Source organism: Streptomyces sp. MB09-01, assembly GCF_033794505.1.
Lineage (GTDB): Bacteria > Actinomycetota > Actinomycetes > Streptomycetales > Streptomycetaceae > Streptomyces.
The window spans coordinates 1-21,869 of record NZ_JARAYQ010000093.1; the positions used below are offsets into that span (position 1 = coordinate 1).

General features: G+C 72.3%; 19 protein-coding genes. 8 read left to right on the plus strand and 11 right to left on the minus strand.

Going from position 1 to position 21,869, the window contains the following annotated elements:
* Positions 1–221: 221 nt before the first annotated feature.
* A complete protein-coding gene (locus PV721_RS20335; protein ID WP_319726413.1) occupies positions 222–1,808 on the plus strand; it encodes a DUF5691 domain-containing protein in 1,587 nt (528 codons plus the stop codon).
* Positions 1,809–1,907: 99 nt separating this feature from the next.
* Here the strand turns inward: PV721_RS20335 and PV721_RS20340 are convergent, their stop codons facing one another.
* On the minus strand, positions 1,908–2,309 hold the full coding sequence (locus PV721_RS20340) for a cobalamin B12-binding domain-containing protein (RefSeq protein ID WP_030710468.1): 402 nt from the start codon (positions 2,307–2,309) through the stop codon (positions 1,908–1,910).
* 174 nt (positions 2,310–2,483) lie between these two features.
* Between PV721_RS20340 and PV721_RS20345 the strand changes: the two genes are divergently transcribed.
* A complete protein-coding gene (locus PV721_RS20345; RefSeq protein ID WP_319726417.1) occupies positions 2,484–3,266 on the plus strand; it encodes an esterase/lipase family protein in 783 nt (260 codons plus the stop codon).
* 220 nt (positions 3,267–3,486) lie between these two features.
* The gene (locus tag PV721_RS20350) at positions 3,487–5,016 is read left to right on the plus strand and encodes a M23 family metallopeptidase (protein ID WP_319726419.1); all 1,530 of its coding nucleotides are present in this window, start codon (positions 3,487–3,489) and stop codon (positions 5,014–5,016) included.
* 115 nt (positions 5,017–5,131) lie between these two features.
* On the opposite strand, the gene pcrA is transcribed toward PV721_RS20350, so the two are convergent.
* Both pcrA and PV721_RS20360 read right to left on the minus strand, forming a co-directional pair.
* Positions 5,132–7,648 (minus strand): DNA helicase PcrA, encoded by a 2,517-nt coding sequence (gene pcrA / locus PV721_RS20355; RefSeq protein ID WP_319726421.1) that lies wholly within the window; start codon positions 7,646–7,648, stop codon positions 5,132–5,134.
* On the minus strand, positions 7,632–7,976 hold the full coding sequence (locus PV721_RS20360) for an ArsR/SmtB family transcription factor (protein WP_319726423.1): 345 nt from the start codon (positions 7,974–7,976) through the stop codon (positions 7,632–7,634). The genes pcrA and PV721_RS20360 overlap by 17 nt, the downstream gene beginning before the upstream one ends.
* A 151-nt stretch (positions 7,977–8,127) precedes the next feature.
* Here PV721_RS20360 and PV721_RS20365 point away from each other — a divergent pair, with 151 nt between their 5' ends.
* Positions 8,128–8,481: a hypothetical protein gene (locus PV721_RS20365; protein WP_319726425.1), complete on the plus strand. Its 354-nt coding sequence runs from the start codon at positions 8,128–8,130 to the stop codon at positions 8,479–8,481.
* A gap of 121 nt (positions 8,482–8,602) precedes the next feature.
* Entirely contained in the window at positions 8,603–9,646 is a 1,044-nt protein-coding gene (locus PV721_RS20370; protein WP_319726427.1) for a C40 family peptidase, read from the plus strand.
* Positions 9,647–9,991: 345 nt separating this feature from the next.
* Here the strand turns inward: PV721_RS20370 and PV721_RS20375 are convergent, their stop codons facing one another.
* The 3 genes from PV721_RS20375 to PV721_RS20385 all read right to left on the minus strand — a co-directional run bounded on the left by PV721_RS20375 (position 9,992) and on the right by PV721_RS20385 (position 13,196).
* Complete coding sequence (locus PV721_RS20375; protein WP_319726429.1) at positions 9,992–11,095, minus strand: alpha/beta hydrolase; 1,104 nt, start codon at positions 11,093–11,095, stop codon at positions 9,992–9,994.
* Positions 11,096–11,214: 119 nt separating this feature from the next.
* On the minus strand, positions 11,215–11,904 hold the full coding sequence (locus PV721_RS20380; RefSeq protein WP_030710448.1) for a LuxR C-terminal-related transcriptional regulator: 690 nt from the start codon (positions 11,902–11,904) through the stop codon (positions 11,215–11,217).
* The gene (locus PV721_RS20385; protein ID WP_319726433.1) at positions 11,901–13,196 is read right to left on the minus strand and encodes a PspC domain-containing protein; all 1,296 of its coding nucleotides are present in this window, start codon (positions 13,194–13,196) and stop codon (positions 11,901–11,903) included. Before PV721_RS20385 ends, PV721_RS20380 begins: the two co-directional genes overlap by 4 nt.
* 131 nt (positions 13,197–13,327) lie before the next feature.
* On the opposite strand from PV721_RS20385, the gene PV721_RS20390 reads away from it, so the two are divergent.
* Complete coding sequence (locus PV721_RS20390; RefSeq protein WP_319726435.1) at positions 13,328–14,629, plus strand: PspC domain-containing protein; 1,302 nt, start codon at positions 13,328–13,330, stop codon at positions 14,627–14,629.
* A complete protein-coding gene (locus tag PV721_RS20395) occupies positions 14,616–14,840 on the plus strand; it encodes a hypothetical protein (protein WP_319726437.1) in 225 nt (74 codons plus the stop codon). Before PV721_RS20390 ends, PV721_RS20395 begins: the two co-directional genes overlap by 14 nt.
* Here the strand turns inward: PV721_RS20395 and PV721_RS20400 are convergent.
* The 4 genes from PV721_RS20400 to guaA all read right to left on the minus strand — a co-directional run bounded on the left by PV721_RS20400 (position 14,786) and on the right by guaA (position 19,177).
* Positions 14,786–15,301 (minus strand): DoxX family protein, encoded by a 516-nt coding sequence (locus PV721_RS20400; protein WP_319726439.1) that lies wholly within the window; start codon positions 15,299–15,301, stop codon positions 14,786–14,788. The genes PV721_RS20395 and PV721_RS20400 overlap by 55 nt on opposite strands.
* 19 nt (positions 15,302–15,320) lie before the next feature.
* Positions 15,321–16,577 carry a hypothetical protein gene (locus tag PV721_RS20405; RefSeq protein ID WP_319726441.1) on the minus strand — a complete coding sequence of 419 codons (1,257 nt, stop codon included), beginning with the start codon at positions 16,575–16,577 and terminating at the stop codon, positions 15,321–15,323.
* 102 nt (positions 16,578–16,679) lie between these two features.
* Positions 16,680–17,453, minus strand: a complete 774-nt coding sequence (locus PV721_RS20410; protein WP_319726443.1) for a class II aldolase/adducin family protein — start codon at positions 17,451–17,453, stop codon at positions 16,680–16,682.
* A 137-nt stretch (positions 17,454–17,590) separates the two neighbouring features.
* On the minus strand, positions 17,591–19,177 hold the full coding sequence (gene guaA, locus PV721_RS20415) for a glutamine-hydrolyzing GMP synthase (protein WP_319726445.1): 1,587 nt from the start codon (positions 19,175–19,177) through the stop codon (positions 17,591–17,593).
* 298 nt (positions 19,178–19,475) lie between these two features.
* On the opposite strand from guaA, the gene PV721_RS20420 reads away from it, so the two are divergent.
* Positions 19,476–19,739 (plus strand): chorismate mutase, encoded by a 264-nt coding sequence (locus tag PV721_RS20420; RefSeq protein ID WP_319726447.1) that lies wholly within the window; start codon positions 19,476–19,478, stop codon positions 19,737–19,739.
* 343 nt (positions 19,740–20,082) lie between these two features.
* Here the strand turns inward: PV721_RS20420 and PV721_RS20425 are convergent, their stop codons facing one another.
* On the minus strand, positions 20,083–21,726 hold the full coding sequence (locus PV721_RS20425) for an LPXTG cell wall anchor domain-containing protein (protein WP_319726449.1): 1,644 nt from the start codon (positions 21,724–21,726) through the stop codon (positions 20,083–20,085).
* Positions 21,727–21,869 lie beyond the last annotated feature (143 nt).

Consider the following 21,869-nt stretch of genomic DNA (forward strand, 5'->3'; position numbering starts at 1 on the left):
AGGGACCGCGTGGGCGCCGGGGGGCGCCACACGCGGCACGACGAGGTAGCGGCGGCGCGGGGGCGCCGGCGCTGTGACGACGAGAAGCCGGGGGGCTTGCATGAACGACAACCACGCCAGTTGAGCGCAGTGGCACGGACGCACGACCGCTCCGGTCCCGTGGAGGGGGCGGGACCGGAGCGCAGGACGCGAAGAAGGACGAGCGGCGAGGGAGGGGCCCGATGAGCAAGGGTGACGAGGGATACGGGGAGTGGGAAGAGCTGGTCGGCGCCGCGCTGCTGGGCACCGACCGGCGCAGGGGCGGGGGCCCGGCCGGCTCGCCGGAGGCGCTGCTGGACGCGGCGGCCGTGCACACCGTACGGCGCCGGGCCGGGCTGCGGCCGGCTGCGGCGGGCCCGCTCCCGGAGCCCGCACCCCGGGATCCGCGCCCGGCGCCGCCGGAGGCGGCCCGCCGGCGGCTCGCCCAGCTGCTGGCCGGCCGGACCGGCGCGGGCAGCGGCAGCGGGCGGCGCGGGTCCGCCCCGGACCTGACGGAGCTGCTGCCCCAGTGGCTGGCCGTGGCCGGCCGGCACGGATACCGCGCGCCGGCCGCCCTCGTACCGGCGCTGCTGGACGCGGCGCGGGCCCGTACCGACCTGCGACCGCAGGCGCTGGCCCTGGCCGGGACCCGGGGGCTGTGGCTGGCCCGGCTGAATCCGGACTGGCGGTTCGCCCTGCGCGGCGGGGCGGGCGGTACCGGGGAGCTGCCCGACGTGACGGACCCGGCCGGGGTCGAACGGCTCTGGCAGGAAGGACTGTTCGCGGAACGGGTGGCACTGCTCGGCGCCGTACGGGCGCACGAGGCGGCGGCCGCGCCGCGGCTGCTGGCGACGACCTGGGCCACCGAACGGGCCGAGGACCGGCTGATGTTCCTCGATTCGCTGCGGGTGGGGCTGTCGGAGGAGGACGAGCCCTTCCTGGAGGCGGCGCTGGGAGACCGCAGCCGCAATGTCCGCGCCACGGCCGCCGAACTGCTGTCGGCACTGCCGCGATCGGCGCTGGCCGGCCGGATGGCCGAGCGCGCCCTGGCCTGCGTGGGCCCGGAGGGGGTGACCCCGCCGGCCGAGTGCGATGCGGGGATGCTCCGCGACGGGGTGGTCAAGCGGCCGCCCGCCGGGCGCGGGGAGCGGGCCTGGTGGCTCGGCCAGATCGTGGAGGCCGCGCCGCTGTCGTGCTGGCGGGAGCGGTTCGGCGGGCTCGGCCCGGCGGAGATCGTGGCGCTGCCGGTGGCCGGGGCCGAGGGCTGGACCGAGGAACTGCACGCGGCGTGGTGCCGGGCGGCGGTGCGTCAGCGCGACGCTGCGTGGTCGCGGGCCCTGCTCGGCCCACCGTCCGCATCGCCCGCGGCGGGTCCGGGCACGGCGTCGCTCGCGGAGCGGGCCAAGCTGCTGGAGACGCTGCCGGATGCGGAGCGGGCGGAATGGGTCGCCGAATTCATACGGGCCCACGGGCTGTCGGAGGCGTTCCAACTGCTCGGGGTGTGCGTCGTGCCGTGGGCGGGGGCGCTGGGCCGGGCGGTGGTGGACGCGCTGGACATGGCCCGGGAGGCCGGCAGCTACCCGTGGAGCTTCAGCGGGGTGATGGGCCTGGCCGAGCGCTGCCTCGATCCTGCGGAGGCCGGCCGGCTGGAGGCCCTGACCGCGGCCACGGAGGAGCCGCCGGACGCGGTTCCCGGCGCCGCCGCGTACTGGGCCGAGGCCTTTCAGCGGCTCGTGGCCACGCTTCGGCTGCGCGCGGCCATGCTTTCGGAGCTGGCCCCGGCCGCCTGATGCGCGGTGCCTCGCCGGGGCGGCGCAGGGACCTGGGGCTCCGCCCCGGACCCCGCGCCTCGAACGCCGGCGAGGCCGACCTGCACGCCGGCCGGGCTGTCAGGTGCGGACGTTCGCCCTGACCCAGTCCACGATGGACGTCGTCGTCGCGCCCGGGGTGAAGATCTCGGCCACGCCCTTCTCCTTGAGCGGGGCGATGTCGTCCTCCGGGATGATGCCGCCGCCGAAGACCTTGATGTCCTCCGCGTCGCGCTCCTTGAGGAGTTCCAGCACGCGCGCGAAGAGCGTGTTGTGGGCGCCGGAGAGGATCGAGAGGCCGATCGCGTCGGCGTCCTCCTGAATGGCGGTGTCCACGATCTGCTCGGGAGTCTGGTGGAGGCCGGTGTAGATGACCTCCATGCCCGCGTCCCGCAGCGCCCGCGCGATCACCTTGGCCCCGCGGTCGTGGCCGTCGAGACCCGGCTTGGCCACCACCACACGGATCGGACCGGTCACACCCATCGCACTGCCTCCCGAGTGAACGAACGTTAAGTACAGCATCGCGCACGCCACCGTTTCGCGGTCAACCAGGAGGGGGAAATCACACGTGGGACGGCATTGCGCCACCGTGCCGACAGCCGCACGGCACGGTGGCGCATCAGCCGCGGGTCCCAAGAGGCTCAGGGGAGGCCGTCGATGGGGCTGTACTTACCCGTGTCCATGCCCTTGTCCGGCGCCGCACTCCGGGCCGGTGCGCTCGAGGTGGTGGTGCTCGGCGGGCACCTCCTCCTCTATCCGACCGGAGTGTGCCAGGAAAAGGTCACCGCCGGCGCACCCGCGACACGCCCTCCCGTCCTCCTCCTCCACGGATTCACCGACAACCGGTCCGTCTTCGTGCTCCTGCGCCGCGCCCTCGGGGCGGACGGCCTGCGGCACGTGGAGGCGTACAACTATTCGCCCTTCACCCTCGACCTGCGCGTCACCGCCCGCCATCTCGCCCGGCGCGTCGAGGAGCTGTGCGAGCGCACCGGGCAGGACCGGGTGGACCTGGTCGGGCACAGCCTCGGCGGCCTGATCGGCCGGTACTACGTCCAGCGCCTCGGCGGCGACACCCGCGTGCGGACCCTCGTCACCCTCGGCACCCCGCACTCCGGCACGCGCGTCGCGCCCTTCATGGACGCGCACCCGGTGGTGCGGCAGATGCGTCCGGACTCCGAGGTACTGGCGGAACTCGCCGCGCCCGCTCCCGGCTGCGCCACCCGCTGCGTGGCGTTCTGGAGCGAGTTCGACGCGCTGATGACTCCGGCGGGGACGGCGCGGATCGAGCACCCGGATCTGTGTGTGGAAAACGTGCAGGTCACCGGTATCGGGCATCTCGCGCTGCCCGCGCACCCCGCGGTGATCGCGGCGGTCCGGCGCGCCCTCGACGGACCCGGTCTGGCGGCCGTCACGGCCTCAGAGGCCGCGTCCGTCGCCTAGCCGCCGAACGACCTCCAGTCGAACGAATTTCGAACTCAAGGCCAAGGGTGCGTCTTTCGGCGACCGAAAGGCGGCCGAATGCCCGGTTCCGGCAATCTGGTGACCCGGCGAAGATTGTCGTGGCGAGTAACCGGCGGGTACAGTCACGCCACTGCTCTCCTCCGGTGAACCACGAGTTCCCGGCCACCCAGGCCCCACTGCCGAGGCGAAAGAGAAGTTGGTGAACGACCGCCCCTCGTCGGGCCAGTACCCGGATCCCGGGTATGACGGCCTTACCACCACCACTTTCGCTGGTGACTCGACCTACGTTTCCTATGAAACGCAGGGCCAGGGGGTCAACTACGCCGCCTACAGCTCATACGAAACCGGCGCGTACGACACCACCGCGTGGACCTCTCAGGACACTTATCTGTCCACCATCCCGGCCCAGGCCGCACCCGAGGACACCAGCGGGACCTGGGACGCGAGCGCCTGGAACACACCGGCCGCGGACTACTCCGGCTACACCGCGTACCAGCCGGCCTCCTTCGGCTACGACGCCGCCGGCGAGCAGACCGGGCACTGGGCGATGCCGGGCTACGGCACCACCGGTACCGAGACCGGCGCCTACGACGCCACCGCCTGGAACACCCTCGCCGAGACCCCGGCCCAGCCCGAGGCCACGTACGGATACGAGTACGAGTACCAGCCCGCGCAGCAGCAGGAGCAGCCGGAGCAGCAGCAGTACGCGTACGGGACGACCTCCGTCGGCTACGACGCCGGGATGCAGGCCGTCACCGACGGGTACGCCGACACCTACAGCGAGACCTCCGTCTTCGAGGTGCTCTCCGACGCAAGCCCCGATGCTCCGGAAGCGCCCCTGGCGCCCGAGGTCCACGAGCTGCCCGAGGTCCACGAACTCCACTCGGCGCACGAGGTCCACGACCTTCCCACGCAGGCCATGCCGGTGACCGCCGCTCCGCGCTCCGCGCGCCGGACCGCCGCCAAGGGCAACGCCAAGGCGGGCAGCAGCCGTCGCCGGACCCCGGCGAAGCGTTCCGCCCTGCTGACCGTGGCCGTGCCCTCCGCCTGCGTGATGGGCGTCGCGGGCGTGGCGGCCGCCTCCGTGGGCGGGCTCACCGATACGGACAAGCCCGCCCAGGACACCACCACGATGGCCGCGCCCGACCCGGCCTCGGTGAAGCCGGTCGCGGCGAACACCAAGCTCGACACCCAACTGGTCGCGCTCAGCGCCGACGCGGGCGACTTCGCGGACCGCGCGAGCCGCACGCAGGAGCGCATCGACCTGCGCGAACGCCAGGAAGAGGAAAAGAAGAAGAAGGCGGAGGAGGCCGCGGCCAAGGAGGCCGCCCGCCCCAAGTTCGCCATCCCCGTCACGCAGCAGGGACTCAGCGCCAACTTCGGCCAGGCCGGCGGGATGTGGATGTCGGTGCACACCGGCATCGACTTCCCGGTCTCCTACGGAACCCCGGTCATGGCCGCCACCGACGGCACCGTGCGCACGCAGTACAACAGCGCCTACGGGAACATGGCCATAGTGACCGCGCCCGACGGTACCGAGACCTGGTACTGCCACCTCAGCTCCACCAAGATCCGCGGTGGCAAGGTCAAGGCGGGCGACGTCATCGCCTACTCCGGCAACTCCGGCAACTCCACCGGCCCGCACCTCCACTTCGAGGTCCGTCCCGGCGGCGGGTCCGCGATCGACCCGCTGGCGTGGCTCCGCATGCACGGCCTGGACCCGACGTAACCAGCTGACGGGCCCGGCCGGACGGCCGAGCCCGATCACCCTGCCGGACCCGGCGACCTGCCGGACCCGGCGACCCTGCCGAGCCCGGCCACCCAGCCCGGCCCGGCCCGGCCCGCTACAGCTTCTGCACCGGCGCGTAACGCAGCAGCAGCCGCTTGGGCTTGTCGTCCCCGAAGTCGATGGTGGCCTGCGCGTCCGCGCCGGCGCCCTTGACCTCCATGACGGTGCCGAGCCCGAACTGGTCGTGCGTGACGCGGTCCCCGACCACCAGGGCGATGACCGGCTTGTCCGCGGCCCGCCGCGTCGCGAACCCGGACGGGCCCGACTTCGTGCGCGACGAGGACAGGAACGCCTCGGGCGAGGTGCCGAAGGTCGCCTTCCCCGAACCGGAGGACCCGTAGCCGGAGCTCCGCATCGGTCCCGCCGGCTTCTGGGTGGCGCCCGTCCGCTTCCACTGGAGGTACTCGGCCGGGATCTCCTCGAGGAACCGCGACGGCGGGTTGTACGAGGGCGTGCCCCAGGCACTGCGCATGCTCGACCGGGTGAGGTAGAGCCGCTCGCGGGCCCGCGTGATGCCGACGTAGGCGAGCCGGCGCTCCTCTTCCAGTTCCTTGGTCTGGCCCAGCGCGCGCATGTGCGGGAAGACCCCGTCCTCCATGCCGGTCAGGAAGACCACCGGGAACTCGAGGCCCTTGGCGGTGTGCAGGGTCATCAGCGTGATGACGCCCGTGCCCTCGGTGTCCTCGTCGGGGATCTGGTCGGAGTCGGCGACGAGCGCGACCTGCTCCAGGAACTCGGCCAGGGTGCCGGAACCGGGAGCCGGGGCTCCGGTCTCGGCGGCCTCGGCCGCCGCGGCCTCCCGCGCCTGCTCGAACTCCAGCGCCACCGCCGCCAGCTCCTGCAGGTTCTCGATCCGCGTCTCGTCCTGCGGGTCGGTCGACGCCTGCAGTTCGGCGAGGTAGCCGGTCCGCTCCAGGACCGCTTCCAGGACCACCGCCGGGCCGGCGCCCGAGTCGACGATCGTGCGGAGCTCCTCCATCAGCACGTTGAACCGCTTGACCGCGTTCGTCGAGCGCGCGGCCATGCCGAAGGCCTCGTCCACGCGCCGCAGCGCCTGCGGGAAAGTGATCTTCTCGCGCATCGCGAGCGCGTCGATCATCGCCTCGGCGCGCTCGCCGATGCCGCGCTTGGGCACGTTCAGGATGCGCCGCAGCGGGACGTTGTCCTCGGGGTTCGCGAGGACGCGCAGGTACGCGAGGACGTCGCGGACCTCCTTGCGCTCGTAGAAGCGGACGCCGCCGACGACCTTGTAGGGCAGTCCGACCCGGATGAAGATCTCCTCGAACACGCGCGACTGCGCGTTGGTCCGGTAGAAGATCGCGACGTCGCCCGCCCTGGCGTCGCCGGCGTCCGTCAGCCGGTCGATCTCGTCGGCGACGAACTGCGCCTCGTCGTGCTCGGTGTCCGCGACGTAGCCGGTGATGACCGCGCCCGTGCCGGCCTCGGTCCACAGGTTCTTGGCGCGGCGGTTCTCGTTGCGCTCGATGACCGCGTTGGCTGCGGAGAGGATCGTCTGCGTCGAGCGGTAGTTCTGCTCCAGCAGGATCGTCGTCGCGTCCTTGTAGTCCTCTTCGAACTGGAGGATGTTGCGGATGGTCGCGCCGCGGAAGGCGTAGATCGACTGGTCGGCGTCACCCACCACGCACAGTTCGGCCGGGGGCAGGTCCGGGTAGCCGGTGCCGACCAGCTCGCGCACCAGCGTGTACTGGGCGTGGTTGGTGTCCTGGTACTCGTCGACGAGGACGTGGCGGAAGCGGCGCCGGTAGTGCTCGGCGACGTCCGGGAACGCCTGGAGCAGGTGGACCGTGGTCATGATGATGTCGTCGAAGTCGAGTGCGTTCGCCTCGCGCAGCCGCCCCTGGTACATCGCGTACGCCTGGGCGAGGGTCTTCTCGAAGCCGTCGACGGCCTGGTCGGCGAAGGCTTCCTCGTCGATCAGCTCGTTCTTCAGGTTGGAGATCTTGGCGTTGAACGACTTCGGCGGGAACTTCTTCGGGTCCAGGTCCAGGTCGCGGCAGACGAGCGCCATCAGGCGCTTCGAGTCGGCCGCGTCGTAGATCGAGAACGAGGAGGTGAAGCCGAGGCGCTTGGACTCGCGGCGCAGGATGCGGACGCACGCGCTGTGGAAGGTGGAGACCCACATGGCGTTGGCGCGCGGACCGACCAGGCCCTCGACGCGCTCCTTCATCTCGCCGGCGGCCTTGTTGGTGAAGGTGATCGCCAGGATCTGGCCGGGGTGGACGCCCCGCGCGGACAGCAGGTGTCCGATGCGGTGGGTGAGCACCCGGGTCTTGCCGGAGCCGGCTCCGGCCACGATGAGCAGCGGGGAGCCCGCGTGCACCACGGCCGCGCGCTGCTCCTCGTTGAGCCCGTCCAGGAGCGTCGCCGGGTCGATGACGGGCCTGGGGGCGCCGTCGCGGTAGTACGCGTCCCCGCTCACGGGCACGTCGAACCGCCCCCCGAAGAGATCGTCCGCGCCCTGTTCCGGGGCGCCGTGATCCTCAGGCGGCGGCGGGACCTCGTCGGAGGGGGAGAGGTCCGCCAGGAAACTGTCGTCAAAGAGGCTGCTCATCGCATTCCGAGTCTAGGGGGCGGGACCGACAGGCCAGGACGAGTTCCAGCAGACCGGGGAAGCACTCGTCCAGATCCTCGCGGCGCAGCGCGAGGTAGAGCTTGCGGCCGTGGGGGCGCTGGCAGATCACTCCGCTCTCGCGCAGCGTCTTGAGGTGGTGCGTGACGCTCGACCTGGGCAGGTCCGGCACGACCTCGCCGCAGAACGCCTGCCCGCCGGAGGCCAGCTTGCGGACGATCTCCAGCCGGACGGGATGCCCGAGCGCGGCCAGGACCTCGACCAGCTCGATGCGGTCGGCGGCGGGGTGGGTCAGGTCAGCAGCAGCCATCCCCCAACTGTACGCAGATCTCGTACGGACCTCGCCCGTCCGTTCGAAGATCTCGTACGTTTCTGATCGGCAACCACGCGCGGCCGGAGGCCGTGACCGGGGAGCCGGTCCGCTTCCCGGGCCGATCGGACCGCCCCGTACGCTCGAGCGCATGGACGTACTCATCAATGTCTTCGTCGGCCTGCACATCATCGGGATCGCCTCGCTGCTCGGCGGTTTCCTGACCCAGATGAAGGCGATGAGCGCGGGCACCGCCCGCTTCACGCCGGCCATGCTGCACGGCGCGCTCACCATGCTCGTGACGGGCGTCCTGCTGGTCGGCTTCAACGAGATGGACGGAACGCCGGTCAACAACGTCAAAGTCGGCGTGAAGCTCGCGATCCTCTTCGTGATCCTCGCCCTCGTCTACGTCAAGCGCGACGAGGAGACGGTCGACAAGGCACTGTTCGGCGCGGTCGGCGGACTGACCATGATCAATATCTTTATCGCCGTCCTCTGGCACTGACGGATACCGATCCACCACATCCGATCAGTTCGGATCATCTCGACATCGGCCCGTTACTTTCAGGTTTAGCGTCCTCCCCCAAGACCCAGCGTCAGTGACAGGGGAAGGACGTGAGGCCCTCGTGGCCAGTCATCGAAAGCCCAGGCAGCGCCCGCTCTCCGGCGGCACGGCACGGACGACCGCCGCCACCCTCGCCCTCGCGGGCGCTGCCACCGCCACCGCCTTCGAAGGCACCTCCCAGGCCGATCCCCGGCCCACCCCCTCCCAGGTCAAGTCGGAGGTGGACCGGCTCTACGAGGAGGCGGAGGCGGCGACCGAGCAGTACAACGGGGCGAAGGAGAAGGCCGACGAGGCCGAGCGCGCGCTGACCGGCCTGCGCGAGGAGACCGCCCGCAAGACCGACCAGCTCAACACGGCCCGCAGCGCGCTCGGCACGCTCGCCGCCTCCCAGTACCGCAGCGGGTCCCTGGGCACCGCCGTGCAGCTCGCGCTGGCGTCCGACCCGCAGGAGTACCTCTCCCAGGCCTCCTTCATCACCCGCGCCGGGGACCGCAACGCCGCCGGGATCACCACCGTGCGCCGCCGGCTCGACGAGGTCGGGAAGCTCCGGGAGCAGGCCGCGGGACGGCTCGCCGACCTCCGCTCCAAGCAGGACGAACTCGCCGCGCACAAGACCGTGATCGAGGACAAGCTCACCGCCGCCAAGCGCCTGCTGGCCAAGCTCACCGCCGAGGAGCGTTCCGCCTACGAGGCCGAGACGCCCGCCGCCGCGCCCGCCGCCCCGAAGAGCAGCACCCCGGCGCCGCCTTCCGACGGTTCCCGCGCGGCCCGCGCCGTGGCCTTCGCGTACGGGGCGATCGGGAAGCCGTACGTCTGGGGCGCGACGGGCCCGGGTGCCTTCGACTGCTCGGGCCTGGCCCAGGCGGCCTGGCGCTCGGCCGGGGTCTCCCTGCCCCGCACCACCTACACCCAGATCAACGCCGGCCGGCGCGTGTCCCGCGACCAATTGGCCCCCGGAGACCTGGTGTTCTTCTACTCCGGGGTGACCCATGTCGGCCTCTACATCGGCAACGGCCAGATGATCCACGCCCCGCGCCCCGGGTCGACGGTCCGGCTGGCACCGGTCGACTCGATGCCCTGGGCCGGCGCCTCCCGCCCGGCGTAGGCCCTGCGGGACGTGCACGTGGACGTGGACGTGCACGTGGACGTGCACGTGGACATGGACACGCACGTGTCCGCTAATCCGCGGGCGCAGTGCCTGCAGGTCCGCGCCGGCGAGGGCCACCGGCCTGCCCGCCTTGAACGGCACCCAGCGCGGCCAGACCTCGCCCCCGCGCGCGACCAGCCCGTGGGTCGGCACGCCGCCGGCGGTCGACGCGATCGCCGGGCCGAGCCCGACGGGCGCTCGGCGGGCGGCGTCCGCCGATCGGCAGACGCCTGGCCGACGGACGCCCGGGGAGCGACGGAGGCCCGGACCGGCAGACGCCCCGACCGACGGAGGCCCGGCCCGCTACGGCGCCTTGACGATCGTGCTCAGCCAGCCGAAGGTCTGCGGCAGCTGCTTGGACCACGATTCGAGGTTGTGGCCGCCGACCACCTTCTCCGCGTGCACGACGGTCGGCTTCTGCGCGAGAGCCTTCAGGTCCGTGCCGGACAGGTAGCCGTCGTGCTCGGCCCCGGACATCCACAGCGAGACCGCCGGCGGCGCGGGCGCGGCCTTGAGCAGGTTCTTCAGGTTGTGCGTGGTGCGCAGCTGCGGATCCTGGGCGACCAGCGAGGAGGGCTCCTGCCCCGGGTCGTTGTAACCGGACAGGGAGACGGCCGCGCTGTAGCGGTCGGGGTGCAGGATCGCCAGCTTGGCGGCGCAGTAGGCGCCGGCCGAGTACCCGGCCACGCCCCAGGTGCGGGCCTCGTCCGAGGCCCGGAAGTTGTCGACGACCATCTTGCGGACGTCGACGCTGAACCAGCTGTCCGCGTTGACCTTGCCGGGGATGTTCGCGCAGCCGGTGTCGCCGTTGCCGACCAGCATGGCGCGCGGCGAGACCAGGATGAACGGCTGTACCTTGCCGCTCTTCATCAGCGGCTCCAGCACCTCGTGCGCCTTGAGCCCCTGGAACCAGGACTTCCCCGTCCCCGGTATGCCCGGGATCAGCTCGACCACCGGGAACTTCTTGTCCTTGTAGGCCGGGTCGTCGTACTGCGGCGGCAGCCACACCAGGACGTCGCCCTTGACGCCGGATATCTTGCCGTCGAGCTCGGTCTTCCGGACCCGGCCACCGAGGCCCTCGACCGGCTGGAACTGCTGTTTGACCTTCGGGGCCTCTTCGACCTTCTTCCCGCCGAGCCCGTCCGGGCCGAGGTCGGGGGCGGCCGTGACGTACTTGCCGGTGCCGAAGAGGTCTCCCCAGGACGCGTAGAAGTGCTCGGCCCTGTTGACGGCGACGAACACCACCGCGACGGCGGTGACCTGCGCGAACACCACCATCAGCGCACGTACGGCAGTGCGTACGACGGCAGGGCCGCGCACCTTGCTCCACACGGCCAGCGGCAGGATGACGGCGATCGCGGTCAGCGCGATCACCGCCACGAAGAAGGGTGTCCCCGTCAAGCTCATCACGCCACCGTAGAGGGTGGCGTGACCTGCCCCGGTTGCCCGTCCGGCCTGCGGTGTGGGTCACACCCGCAGGTCAGAGGTCACGCCCGCAGATGGGCGTCGCACCCGCCGGCCGTGCGTCACACCAGCCGGCGGGCCGTCGCCCAGCGGGTCAGCTCGTGGCGGTTGGAGAGCTGGAGCTTCCGGAGCACGGCCGAGACGTGCGATTCCACCGTCTTCACCGAGATGAAGAGCTGCTTGGCGATCTCCTTGTACGCGTACCCGCGCGCGATCAGCCGCAGCACCTCCCGCTCGCGCTGGGTGAGCCGGTCCAGGTCCTCGTCCACCGGCGGCGCGTCCGTCGAGGCGAAGGCGTCGAGCACGAAGCCCGCCAGCCGCGGTGAGAACACCGCGTCGCCGTCCTGCACCCGGAAGATCGAGTCCACCAGGTCGGTGCCGGTGATGGTCTTGGTGACGTAGCCGCGCGCGCCGCCCCGGATCACCCCGATGACGTCCTCGGCCGCGTCGGACACCGACAGCGCGAGGAACCGCACCGGGTTCTCGGCCGCCGCCATCAGCGGGGCGCAGCGCCGCAGCACCTCGACCCCGCCGCCGCCGGGCAGGTGCACGTCGAGCAGCACCACCTCGGGCCGGGTGGCGGTGATGACGGTGACGGCCTGGTCGACGTCGGCGGCCTCGCCGACGACCTCGACCCCGGTCCGGGCGGTCTCGCCGATCTCGGCCTGCACTCCGGTGCGGAACATCCGGTGGTCGTCGACGAGGACCACCCGGACCCTCCTGGTCTCCGTCACAGCGCTGTCCTCGGTCATCCTGCGTTCGCCGCCCTCTCCATCTCCAGCTCGACTTCCGTGCCGCCGTCGGGCGCGGACCGCAGCCGTGCGGTCCCGCCGTTGCGCTGCATCCGGCCGATGATCGATTCTCGTACGCCCATGCGGTCGTCCGGTACCGCGTCGATGTCGAAGCCCGGTCCGCGGTCCCGTACGGACACGAAGACCGTCTGCCCCTCCACCTCCGCGTACACCTGCACGGGGCCGCCCTCGCCACCGTACTTGGCGGCGTTGACCATCGCCTCGCGCGCGGCCTGGACCTGCGCCGCCAGCCTCTCGTCGAGCGGACAGTCGCCGACGACGACGACCTCGATGGGGACGCCGTGGTGGTCCTCCACCTCGGCGGCGGTCTTCTTCACGGCCTCCGCCAGGGTGGCGGGCTCCTCCGCCTCCTCCTTGCCGGTGCCCTCGGGCTTGTAGAGCCAGTTCCGCAGCTCCCGTTCCTGCGCCCGCGCGAGCCGGCGCACCTCTCCGGCGTCCTCCGCGTTGCGCTGGATCAGGGTGAGGGTGTGCAGCACCGAGTCGTGCACGTGGGCGGCGACCTCGGCGCGTTCCTGGGCGCGGATGCGCATCAGGCGTTCCTCGGAGAGGTCCTGGGTCATCCGGATCAGCCAGGGTCCGGCGAGCAGGGCGACGCCGACGAGGACGGCGAGGGTGGCGGTGAGCACGTTGCCGAGCTGGGCGGCGGAGCCCCGTACGACGATGAAGACGGTGAGGCCCACGCCGACCAGGGCGACGCCGGCGAGGGCCCGGGCGACCTGGAACAGGCGGCCGTGCCGTCCGGCGGCCGTGGTCCAGTGGGCGCGGCGGGCGTTGTCGGCCTGCCGCCAGACGAGGACGACACCGGCCCCGACCAGCAGCGTCGGCCACACGTACCGGCCGGAGGCGCCGCCGGCCTGGACCTTCGAGACGAAGATGCCCGCGCCGACGGACAGGGCGATCAGCGCAGTGATCTGCCCGCGGTCGGGTTTGCGTAGGCGGCGGCTGCCGTCGGGGAGGGTCTCGAAGAAGGAGCGGTGCCCGCTGCGGCCGCCGACGCCGAGCGGTACGAAGACCCAGAACGCGGCGTACAGCAGCACGCCCAGCCCGTCGCCCCACATGAACAGGCCCAGGAACGCGAGCCGGACCCAGATCACGGGCAGCCCGAGGTGCCCCGCGAGACCGCGCGCGACGCCGCCGAGCATCCGGCCGTCCGCGCTGCGGTAGAGCTTGCGCTGCGGCGGGTCGTCGGCGTCCGGTGCGTGCGGGGTGCGGGGAGCGGCGGCTACGGGCATGTCACCAAGGGTCACACGGGCGGCGACGGCCCGGCATCAGGGCATCCCCCCACTTCTGTACGGGGGATATCAGGGTTGCGCCAGGGTAGGGCCCGGTGCCGCACGGCCCGGCGGCCCGTCACCATGGACCCATGACCGAAGTACACGAACCCCCGACGGCGGAGCCCGGGGGTCCTCCGGCCTCCGACGCCCGGCCGTCCCTGCGCCGCAGCAAGCGCGACAAGGTCCTCGCGGGCGTGTGCGGCGGCCTGGGCCGGTACTTCGACCTGGACCCGGTGGTCTTCCGCATCGTCCTCGGTGTCCTCGCGGTCACCGGCGGCGTCGGTCTGATCTTCTACGGCTTCGCGTGGCTGCTGCTCCCCCAGGAGGGCGAGGAGGACAGCGAGGCGAAGAAGCTGCTGACGGGCCGGGTCGAGGGGGCCACGCTGGCGGCGGTGTTCGCCGCTCTGGTGGGCTGCGCGCTGTTCCTTTCGATGCTGGACAACGGCGGGCTGGCGGTCTTCTCGGTCCTGGCCGCCCTCGCCCTGGGCGGGGCGGCGTACTGGTCGCAGCGGCACCGGCCCGCCTTCCCGCCGAAGGCGCAGGACGCGGCCGGCCACCGCCCGCCGACTCCCGAGACCCAGGCCCCGCCGGCGCCCGGCGGCCCGTCGTGGTGGCGTGACCCGCTGGTCAAGGACGGCACCACCGGCCCCGTCGGGTCGGCCGGCTACCTGTGGGGCCCGGAGGACGAGACCGTCGCAGGCGCACCGGGCCCGGTCGCCGCGGCGGCTCCCGAGGCGGCCCCGGCGGCGCCCCGCCCGCGCGGCGGGATCGGCGGCCGGGTGTTCGTACTGGCTCTGCTGGCCGGGATCGTCTCCACCGCCTCCGTGTGGGAGGGCAGCACCCTCGGCCACGCCCTGCAGGTCGGGCTGGCCGGCGCGCTGGCCGTCTTCGGCCTGGGCCTCGCCGTCAGTTCGGTCAAGGGCCGCACCGGCTTCGGCACCATCCTGCTCGCGGTCGTCACGGCGGGCCTCCTCGCGGTGGCCTCGGCGCTGCCCGCCGAGATCGGCACCGATTGGCGGCGGACCGAATGGCGGCCCGCCGCGGTGGCCGACGTACGGCCCTCGTACGAGGCGGGCACCGGGCTCGCCGTCCTGGACCTCAGCCGCCTGGACGTGCCGAAGGGCGCCACCGTCCCGGTCCGCGCCTCCCTCGACGCGGGGCAGCTCAAGGTGATCCTGCCGCGGGAGGTGACGGCCGGGGCCGACGTCTCGGTCCGTCTGGGCGACATCCACATGCCCGGGGAGACGAGCCGGGACGTCCGGATCCGCAGCGGCGGCGAACACCAGCGGGCGACGCTGGCGCCCGCCGCCGGCACCGAGGCCGGCGGAACGATCGAGCTGCACCTGAGCACGGGTGTGGGACAGGTGGAGGTGGCCCGTGCGGCGTCATGAGTTCCAGCCGGGACGGCTCCTCGCGGGGCTGGTCCTCATCGCGGCGGGCGTGCTCTACCTGCTCGACGCGGCCGGCGAGGCGGATCTGCCGTGGTTCCTCGTCATCCCGATGACCTTGGGCGGCCTCTCGTTCGCCGCCCTGGTCGGGATGGTGACCTACGCCGTACGCCGGGACCGGCGCGACCGGATCACGGAGTCCAGCGACAGGTAGGGCGCCCCGGCGAGGATCAACGGGGTCCAGGCCATCAGGTAGATGAGGTCGTTGCCGTAGTAGTACGGGGTCACCGCCCACGACACCGTGAGCCACAGGCTGAGCGCGATCAGCGCTCCGCCGGCGGCCGCGACACGGGTCAGCAGGCCGGCCAGGGTCCCGAGGCCCACCAGGATCTCCCCGATGGCCAGGGCGACGGCGAAGCCGACGGGGGAGTTCAGCGACAGGTCCACCAGGGCGGGGATCGCGGAGGTGTCGCGCACCCCGCGCATCAGATCGCCGATGGAGCCGTCCCCGCTGGCGGAGAGGAACGCGGAGTCGGTCAGTTTGTCCAGCCCCGCGTAGACGAAGGTCACGCCCAGGAAGATCCGCAGGGGCAGCAGCGCGTACCGGGACGCCAGCTCGCGCAGTCCCGCCGCGTCTCGAGGGGCTTCGGCTTCAAGAACATCGGTTCGGGTCACGGAAACATGTGTACCCCGATCACTCGGCCACGTCGATGGTGCAGCGGTTGGATTCCACTCCTGCGGCCGTGACCACCTGGATCTCGATGCGCCCGGGTTCCACTTCCGCCGGCACCGGCACCGTCAGCACGGCGTCGGAGGGGTTGGTGAACCCGCCCGGCACCGGGACCAGCGGTACGTGCACGTGCACCGCCCCGATCCGCACCACCAGCCGGGCCAGCATCTCCGGCGTCTGCGCCCCGGGCGGCACGAAGCCCACGCCCCGGATCTCGATGTCGTCCCCGGGGCGGACGGCCGCGTCCAGATCCCCGGGCTCCCGTCTGCGCACCACCGACAGCACGAGCGGGCGGGTGCCCTCCGCGTACTTCGCCGCCAGGTACACCGCGGCCGACAGCGCCACCAGCAGCGCCAGCGCCCAGGGCAGCTGCGGCAGCCGGTCCGGGAAGCGGGCCAGCGACGCCGCCGCGTAGGCCAGCACCGCCGTCGAGACGAGGACGTACTGCGCGTCGGGGAAGCTCCCGCGGCCCGCGTCGTCCGTCAGCAGGTCCACTCCGCGCGGCCGGTCGGCCGGCAGCTTCTGCAGCCGCTGGCCCATGATCCGTACGGAGACCACCCGGCGCACGAGCACCGCGACCGCCGACGTCAGCGAGACCACCGCCAGCAGCGGCAGCGCCCGGTCCAGCGCGAGGCCCGCGTACAGCGCCTGCCGCTCGGGCCCGGGCGCCGAGGCCGCCAGCCGCAGCGCGGGCAGCAGCGTGGCGAACGCGGTCAGCACCACCCAGGCGCTGGACACCGCCTTCGAGGTGGACAGCCGGTTGTCCTCGCCGACCAGCGGGGCCAGCAGTCCGCCGCGCACCGACTGGGCGCGGGCGGCGACCGTGAGCAGCCCGGCCAGCACCACGGCCGCCAGCAGCCCGGCGGTGCGCGCCGCGGACCAGCCGGTGCCGAGCGCGGCGGCGACCTGGACCAGCAGCAGCACCCCGGCGGCGATCCACACGGCGAGGACGGCCCGCCGCGAGAACCGGTACAGCCAGGAGTTCCCGGCCTCCCGGCCCCGGTCGGCGACGGTGCGGGCCGACAGGGTCAGTTCGTCGGAGACCCACTGGCGGGAGGCGCCGAGCGAGTGGGCCACGGCGGCCGGCACGCCCAGCCCGGAGGCGAACTCGTCGCGCTTCTCCAAGAAGGCGGCGACGGCGCGGCGGTGGCCCTCACGTGCGCACTCCTCGCAGGTGCAGGCCGTCGTATGGGTACCTCTGGACATCTCTTGGACAGCCACGAACGTGCCGCCTCTCTGAACTACGGTGCAATGCCAGCGAATTGTGCACCACTGCGGCAGTGCTCCGGATTGCGCACGATGTCAGAGCAGGTGATTAACGGTTCATGATGTTGACGCCACCGGCGTGTCCCCCTCGTGGAGCAGCGGCTGACAGCTCACCCAGGCGGCCAGGTCGGACCCGAACCGCTCCCGGGTGGCGACCGCGGCGCGGTGGTCGATGAGCACCGGCTTCCCCGCCGCCCGGGCGATCAGCTGCACCTGCGCCGCCCGCTCCGCCGCGACGAACCACCAGAGCGCGGCGTCCACCGAGTCCCCGACCGTCAGCAGCCCCCGGTTGCGCAGGACCAGCGCCTTGTACGGGCCCAGCGCGAGCGCGATCCGGCCGGGCTCCTCGGCTCCGGCGTACTCGTCGAGCAGCGCGTGGTCCTCGTAGAAGGCGCAGGCCTCCTCGGTGATCGGGGCCAGCAGCTCGCCCAGGGCCGCGAGGGCACGGCCGTACGGGGCCTGCGCGCGCACCACGGACACCACCTCGGGGCGCTCCCGGTGGACCGCCGCGTGCACGGCGAAGGCCAGCTCGTTGACCCGGCGCTCCCCGCGGAGCACCCGCCCGTCCCCGTCGACCAGCAGCAGGTCGCCGGCGGTGAGCGCGGCGAAGGGCTGCCCGAAGGGGTTCACCCAGTAGCAGTCCTCGAATTCGGGATCCCGCGCGGTGACCTGCCCGGCCACCCCGTCCTCGTACCCCAGCCGGCCCAGCAGCCGCAGCGCCCCGGCGAGCTGCTCCTTGCGGTGCGCGCGCGCCGCCTCGGCGGTGTCGTGCACGGGCGGCATCTCGAAACCGAGCCGCTCCACGGGCACGGGTACGGGCCGGTCCGGCATGGGGCCCTCCTCACGGTCGCCTACGGTCGCCTTCGGGTCGCGGCGCAAAGTACCGGCGCCCCCGCGAAGTGGCCATACATACGACGAAGCCGCCGCTCCGGGCGGAGCGGCGGCTTCGGTTCAGGCCGTGGCGGGGACTACTCCCACTCGATGGTGCCCGGGGGCTTGCTCGTGCAGTCCAGGACCACCCGGTTCACCTCCGGCACCTCGTTGGTGATGCGGGTGGAGATCCGGGCGAGGACCTCGTACGGCATGCGCGTCCAGTCCGCGGTCATCGCGTCCTCGGACGAGACGGGGCGCAGCACGATCGGGTGACCGTAGGTGCGGCCGTCGCCCTGGACGCCGACGCTGCGGACGTCCGCGAGCAGGACGACCGGGCACTGCCAGATCTCGCGGTCCAGGCCGGCCGCGGTCAGCTCGTGGCGGGCGATGGCGTCGGCCTCGCGCAGCAGGTCCAGGCGCTCCTTGGTGACCTCGCCGACGATGCGGATGCCGAGGCCGGGGCCCGGGAAGGGCTGGCGCTGGACGATCTCGTCCGGCAGGCCGAGCTCCTGGCCGACCATCCGGACCTCGTCCTTGAACAGCTGGCGCAGCGGCTCGACGAGCTCGAACTCGATGTCGTCGGGAAGGCCGCCCACGTTGTGGTGCGACTTGATGTTCGCGGTGCCGGTGCCGCCGCCGGACTCGACGACGTCCGGGTACAGGGTGCCCTGGACGAGGAAGGCGACCGCGGGGCCTTCCTCCTGCAGGATCTCCAGCTGGGCCTGCTCGAAGACGCGGATGAACTCGCGGCCGATGATCTTGCGCTTGGTCTCCGGGTCGGAGACGCCGGCGAGCGCGTTCAGGAAGCGTTCCTGCGCGTCGACGACCTTCAGCTGCACGCCGGTGGCGGCGACGAAGTCCTTCTCGACCTGCTCGGTCTCGCCCTTGCGCATCAGGCCGTGGTCGACGTAGACGCAGGTGAGCTGCGAGCCGATGGCCTTCTGCACGAGGGCCGCGGCGACCGCCGAGTCCACGCCGCCGGAGAGGCCGCAGATGGCGCGCTTGTCGCCGACCTGCTCGCGGATCGCCGCGATCTGCTCCTCGACGATGTTGCCGGTGGTCCAGGTGGGGGCGAGGCCCGCGCCGCGGTAGAGGAAGTGCTCCAGGATCTGCTGGCCGTGCGTGGAGTGCATCACCTCGGGGTGGTACTGCACGCCGTACAGCTTCTTCTCGTCGTTCTCGAAGGCCGCGACCGGGACGACGTTCGTCGACGCGGTGACGGTGAAGCCCTCGGGGGCGGCGGAGCAGGCGTCGCCGTGGGACATCCACACCGACTGGTTCTCGGGGGTGCCCTCGAAGAGGGTGGAGCCGGCCTTGGAGACGGCCAGCGGGGTGCGGCCGTACTCGCGGGCACCGGTGTTGTCGACCCGGCCGCCGAGGGTGACCGCCATCAGCTGGAAGCCGTAGCACATGCCGAAGACGGGGACGCCGGCCTCGAAGATCGCGCGGTCGAGCTGCGGGGCGCCCTCCTCGTACACGGAGGACGGACCGCCGGAGAGGATGATCGCCTTGGGGTTCTTGGCCAGCATCTCGTCGACGGGCATCGAGCTCGGCACGATCTCGCTGTAGACCCGTGCCTCGCGGACGCGGCGGGCGATGAGCTGGGCGTACTGGGCGCCGAAGTCGACGACGAGAACCGTGTCCGGGGCGCTGTCGTGGGCGGCGGAGGGTGCTTCTGGCACGGGGCGGCCTTCCGGCGGAAGAGGGGGCTGTTTTGTCAATTCTAACGGGGGACCCGCACCCCTCTTCGTCTCACCATCCGAATCAGGTTGGCCCGGAGCGGAACGGAAGGTAATAATCCAGTCCATGCGCAAGCAGCTGAGCTTCCTCTTTACCTATGGCACCGGCCGGTCCGGTCGCCATGGGTCATCGTGATGCTCGCTTGAGCCGCTGACTTCCCAGAGCGCCCCGGTCCGACAGGACCGGGGCGCTCTGGCGTTCCTCCGGACCTGCGGGCCCCACCCGACAGGAGAGATGACCATGACCACGATCACCACCACCCCCGAGCAGCTGATCGCCGACTCCCGGATGCGCATCGACGCCATCGACGACCGGATCATCGGACTGATCCAGGAGCGGATGGCCGTCTCCACGGTCATCCAGGACGCCAGGATCTCGTCGGGCGGGCGCCGCGTGCACCTGTCCCGCGAGATGGAGGTGCTCTCCCATTGGAGCGATGCCCTCGGGAAGCCCGGCACCGCCCTCGCCATGACCGTGCTGGAGCTGTGCCGGGGCCGCGTGTGACGGCTGTTCGTCACCCGTCCGGACCGTGACCGCCCCCGCGGCCCCTCGTTGGTGAGGATGTCCGCGGCAGCCAGCCGCGGGACCGCATCACCACGCGTGGCTCCGCTGGAGCGATGAGACGTGCGCCCCGTGGAGCGTGCGTCGTGGGACCTCGCTCCTTCGCGTGACCGGACGGCAGGGGACAGCAGCCCGGTCACCCCTTGGAGGACGGCCGGCCCTGGGGACGCCCCGGGCCGGCCGTTCTGCGTCGTCACGCGTCCGGGGTCACCCGGGGACGCGATGGCGCGCGTACGGGGTCACCCGCGGACGCGATCGCGCGCGTACGGGTCACCCGCGTACGGGGTCACACGCGCCCGGCCGCCTTGCGGCGGAACGCCAGGACCAGGGCGCCGCCGGCGGCCACCAGCGCCGCGCCGCCGAAGGCGATCGCCTCGGCCGAGGTGCCGGTGGAGGCCAGGCCGCCGTTCGCCGTCGTGCCCGTGCCGGTGCCGCTGCCCGAGGTCGGCGAGGCGGTCGCCGTCGGGGTCGCCGAGGCGCTCGGGGTGGCCGAGGCCGTGGGCGTCGGGCTCGGCGTGGTGCCGCCGCCCTTCGCGTTGATCACGAGGGCCGCCTTGTTGTTGGCGTGGTTCGGGTCCCACCGCTGGGGCTGGGTGCCACCGGGCGTCCACTGGCCGACCGAGACGGAGCCCTTGGCGTCCTGGACGACCGTCTCGATCTTCAGCTCGAACGGGTAGGCGAAGTTCTCCCTCTCCCCCACGACGTGTCCGGTGGAGCAGAAGTAGCGCGGCGCGCCCAGGGTCTGCTCGCGCTGGGTGCCGTCGGCGTTGACCCCCTGGCAGCCGGCCGGCACCTTGGTGACCTTCGCGCCCGCCGGGATGACGATGTCCGTGCGGGCGACGTCCTCACCGGAACGCAGGTGGGCCACCCACGCCGGGCCGTTGTTGCGGAAGCCGAGGTCGGCCCGCACCGTCTCGCCGGCCTTGCCCTTGAGGGACACGGGCGCGGCCACGAAGTCGGCGGTGTTCTTCGTCGCGAAGTCGAACTCCTGGAGGTTGTTCCAGGGGTCGAGGTCCACCGCCTGCGCGGAGGCCTTGGGCGCCCGCGGCTTCGCGGTCAGTTGCTTGCCGGCGGAGGGCTTGCGGAGCTTCTCGGCCTTCGGCTGCTCGCCGTTCGCGTACACCGCGTAGGTGAGCGCGTCGGCGAAGGCGTGCGGGGCGGCCTTGAGGGTCAGCGGGCCGTCCACCCCGTAGAGCTTGCCCGCTTCGTACTCGCCTTCGAGCAGGCACTGCACCGTGGTCCAGCCCGTGTTCCACGGCTGGCCCGAGCCCGTGTCCTCGGAGTAGGAGCAGTTGCCGTACTGCTCCACCAGGCCGATGCCGTGCGTGGTGCGCACTTCCAGCACCACGCCCTGGACGGACTCCGTGCCCCGGTTGGCGAAGACGATCGGCAGGGCCTGCTTGTCGCCCGGCTTCTGCTCCGCCTTGAGCGCGGCGGGCTCCATGACCAGGTCGGGGCCGCCGACCCGCACCTTGGTGGTGGCGGCCTTGATGGCGGCGCCCTCGGCCTTGCCGGTCATCGTCAGGTCCGCGGTCGCGCCGGTCTTGCTGTCCTTGGCCGCGCTGAGCTTCAGGTCCACGACGGTGGAGTCGCCCGTCCAGAGCGCCCAGCGCTTGCAGGTCACGGCGGTGGCGGTGAGCGTGCAGTCCGAGCTCTGGTGCTCGGCGAGTGTGACGTCGGCGACGCCCTTGAGGGGGGTCAGGTCGATCGTGAAGGTGCTCTGGCGGTCGAAGGTCTTGGCGGTGTCGTTGAAGATCCGGAACTCGACCGAGGTCTTCTGCGGCTCGGCGCCCGCGCCGGGGTGGGGGCGCAGGCCGGTCTCGGCCGGGCCGGCCAGCCGGAATTCGGGGTCCGCTGCGTGTGCGGGGGTGGTGGCCAGCGCGACGGCCGCGAGGCCACAGGCAGCCAGCAAGGAGATGCGCTTTCTCATGCAGCCGTTGACTGTCGAAGATCAGTCGCAGTTGCACACTTCACCGTGTGATCGACGCCACAGCCCGGCCCGACGGATTCCGGTACAACCTTCAAGGCTGAACATCTGTCACCTATGTACCGCGGCGGGTACCGCGCTCGGAG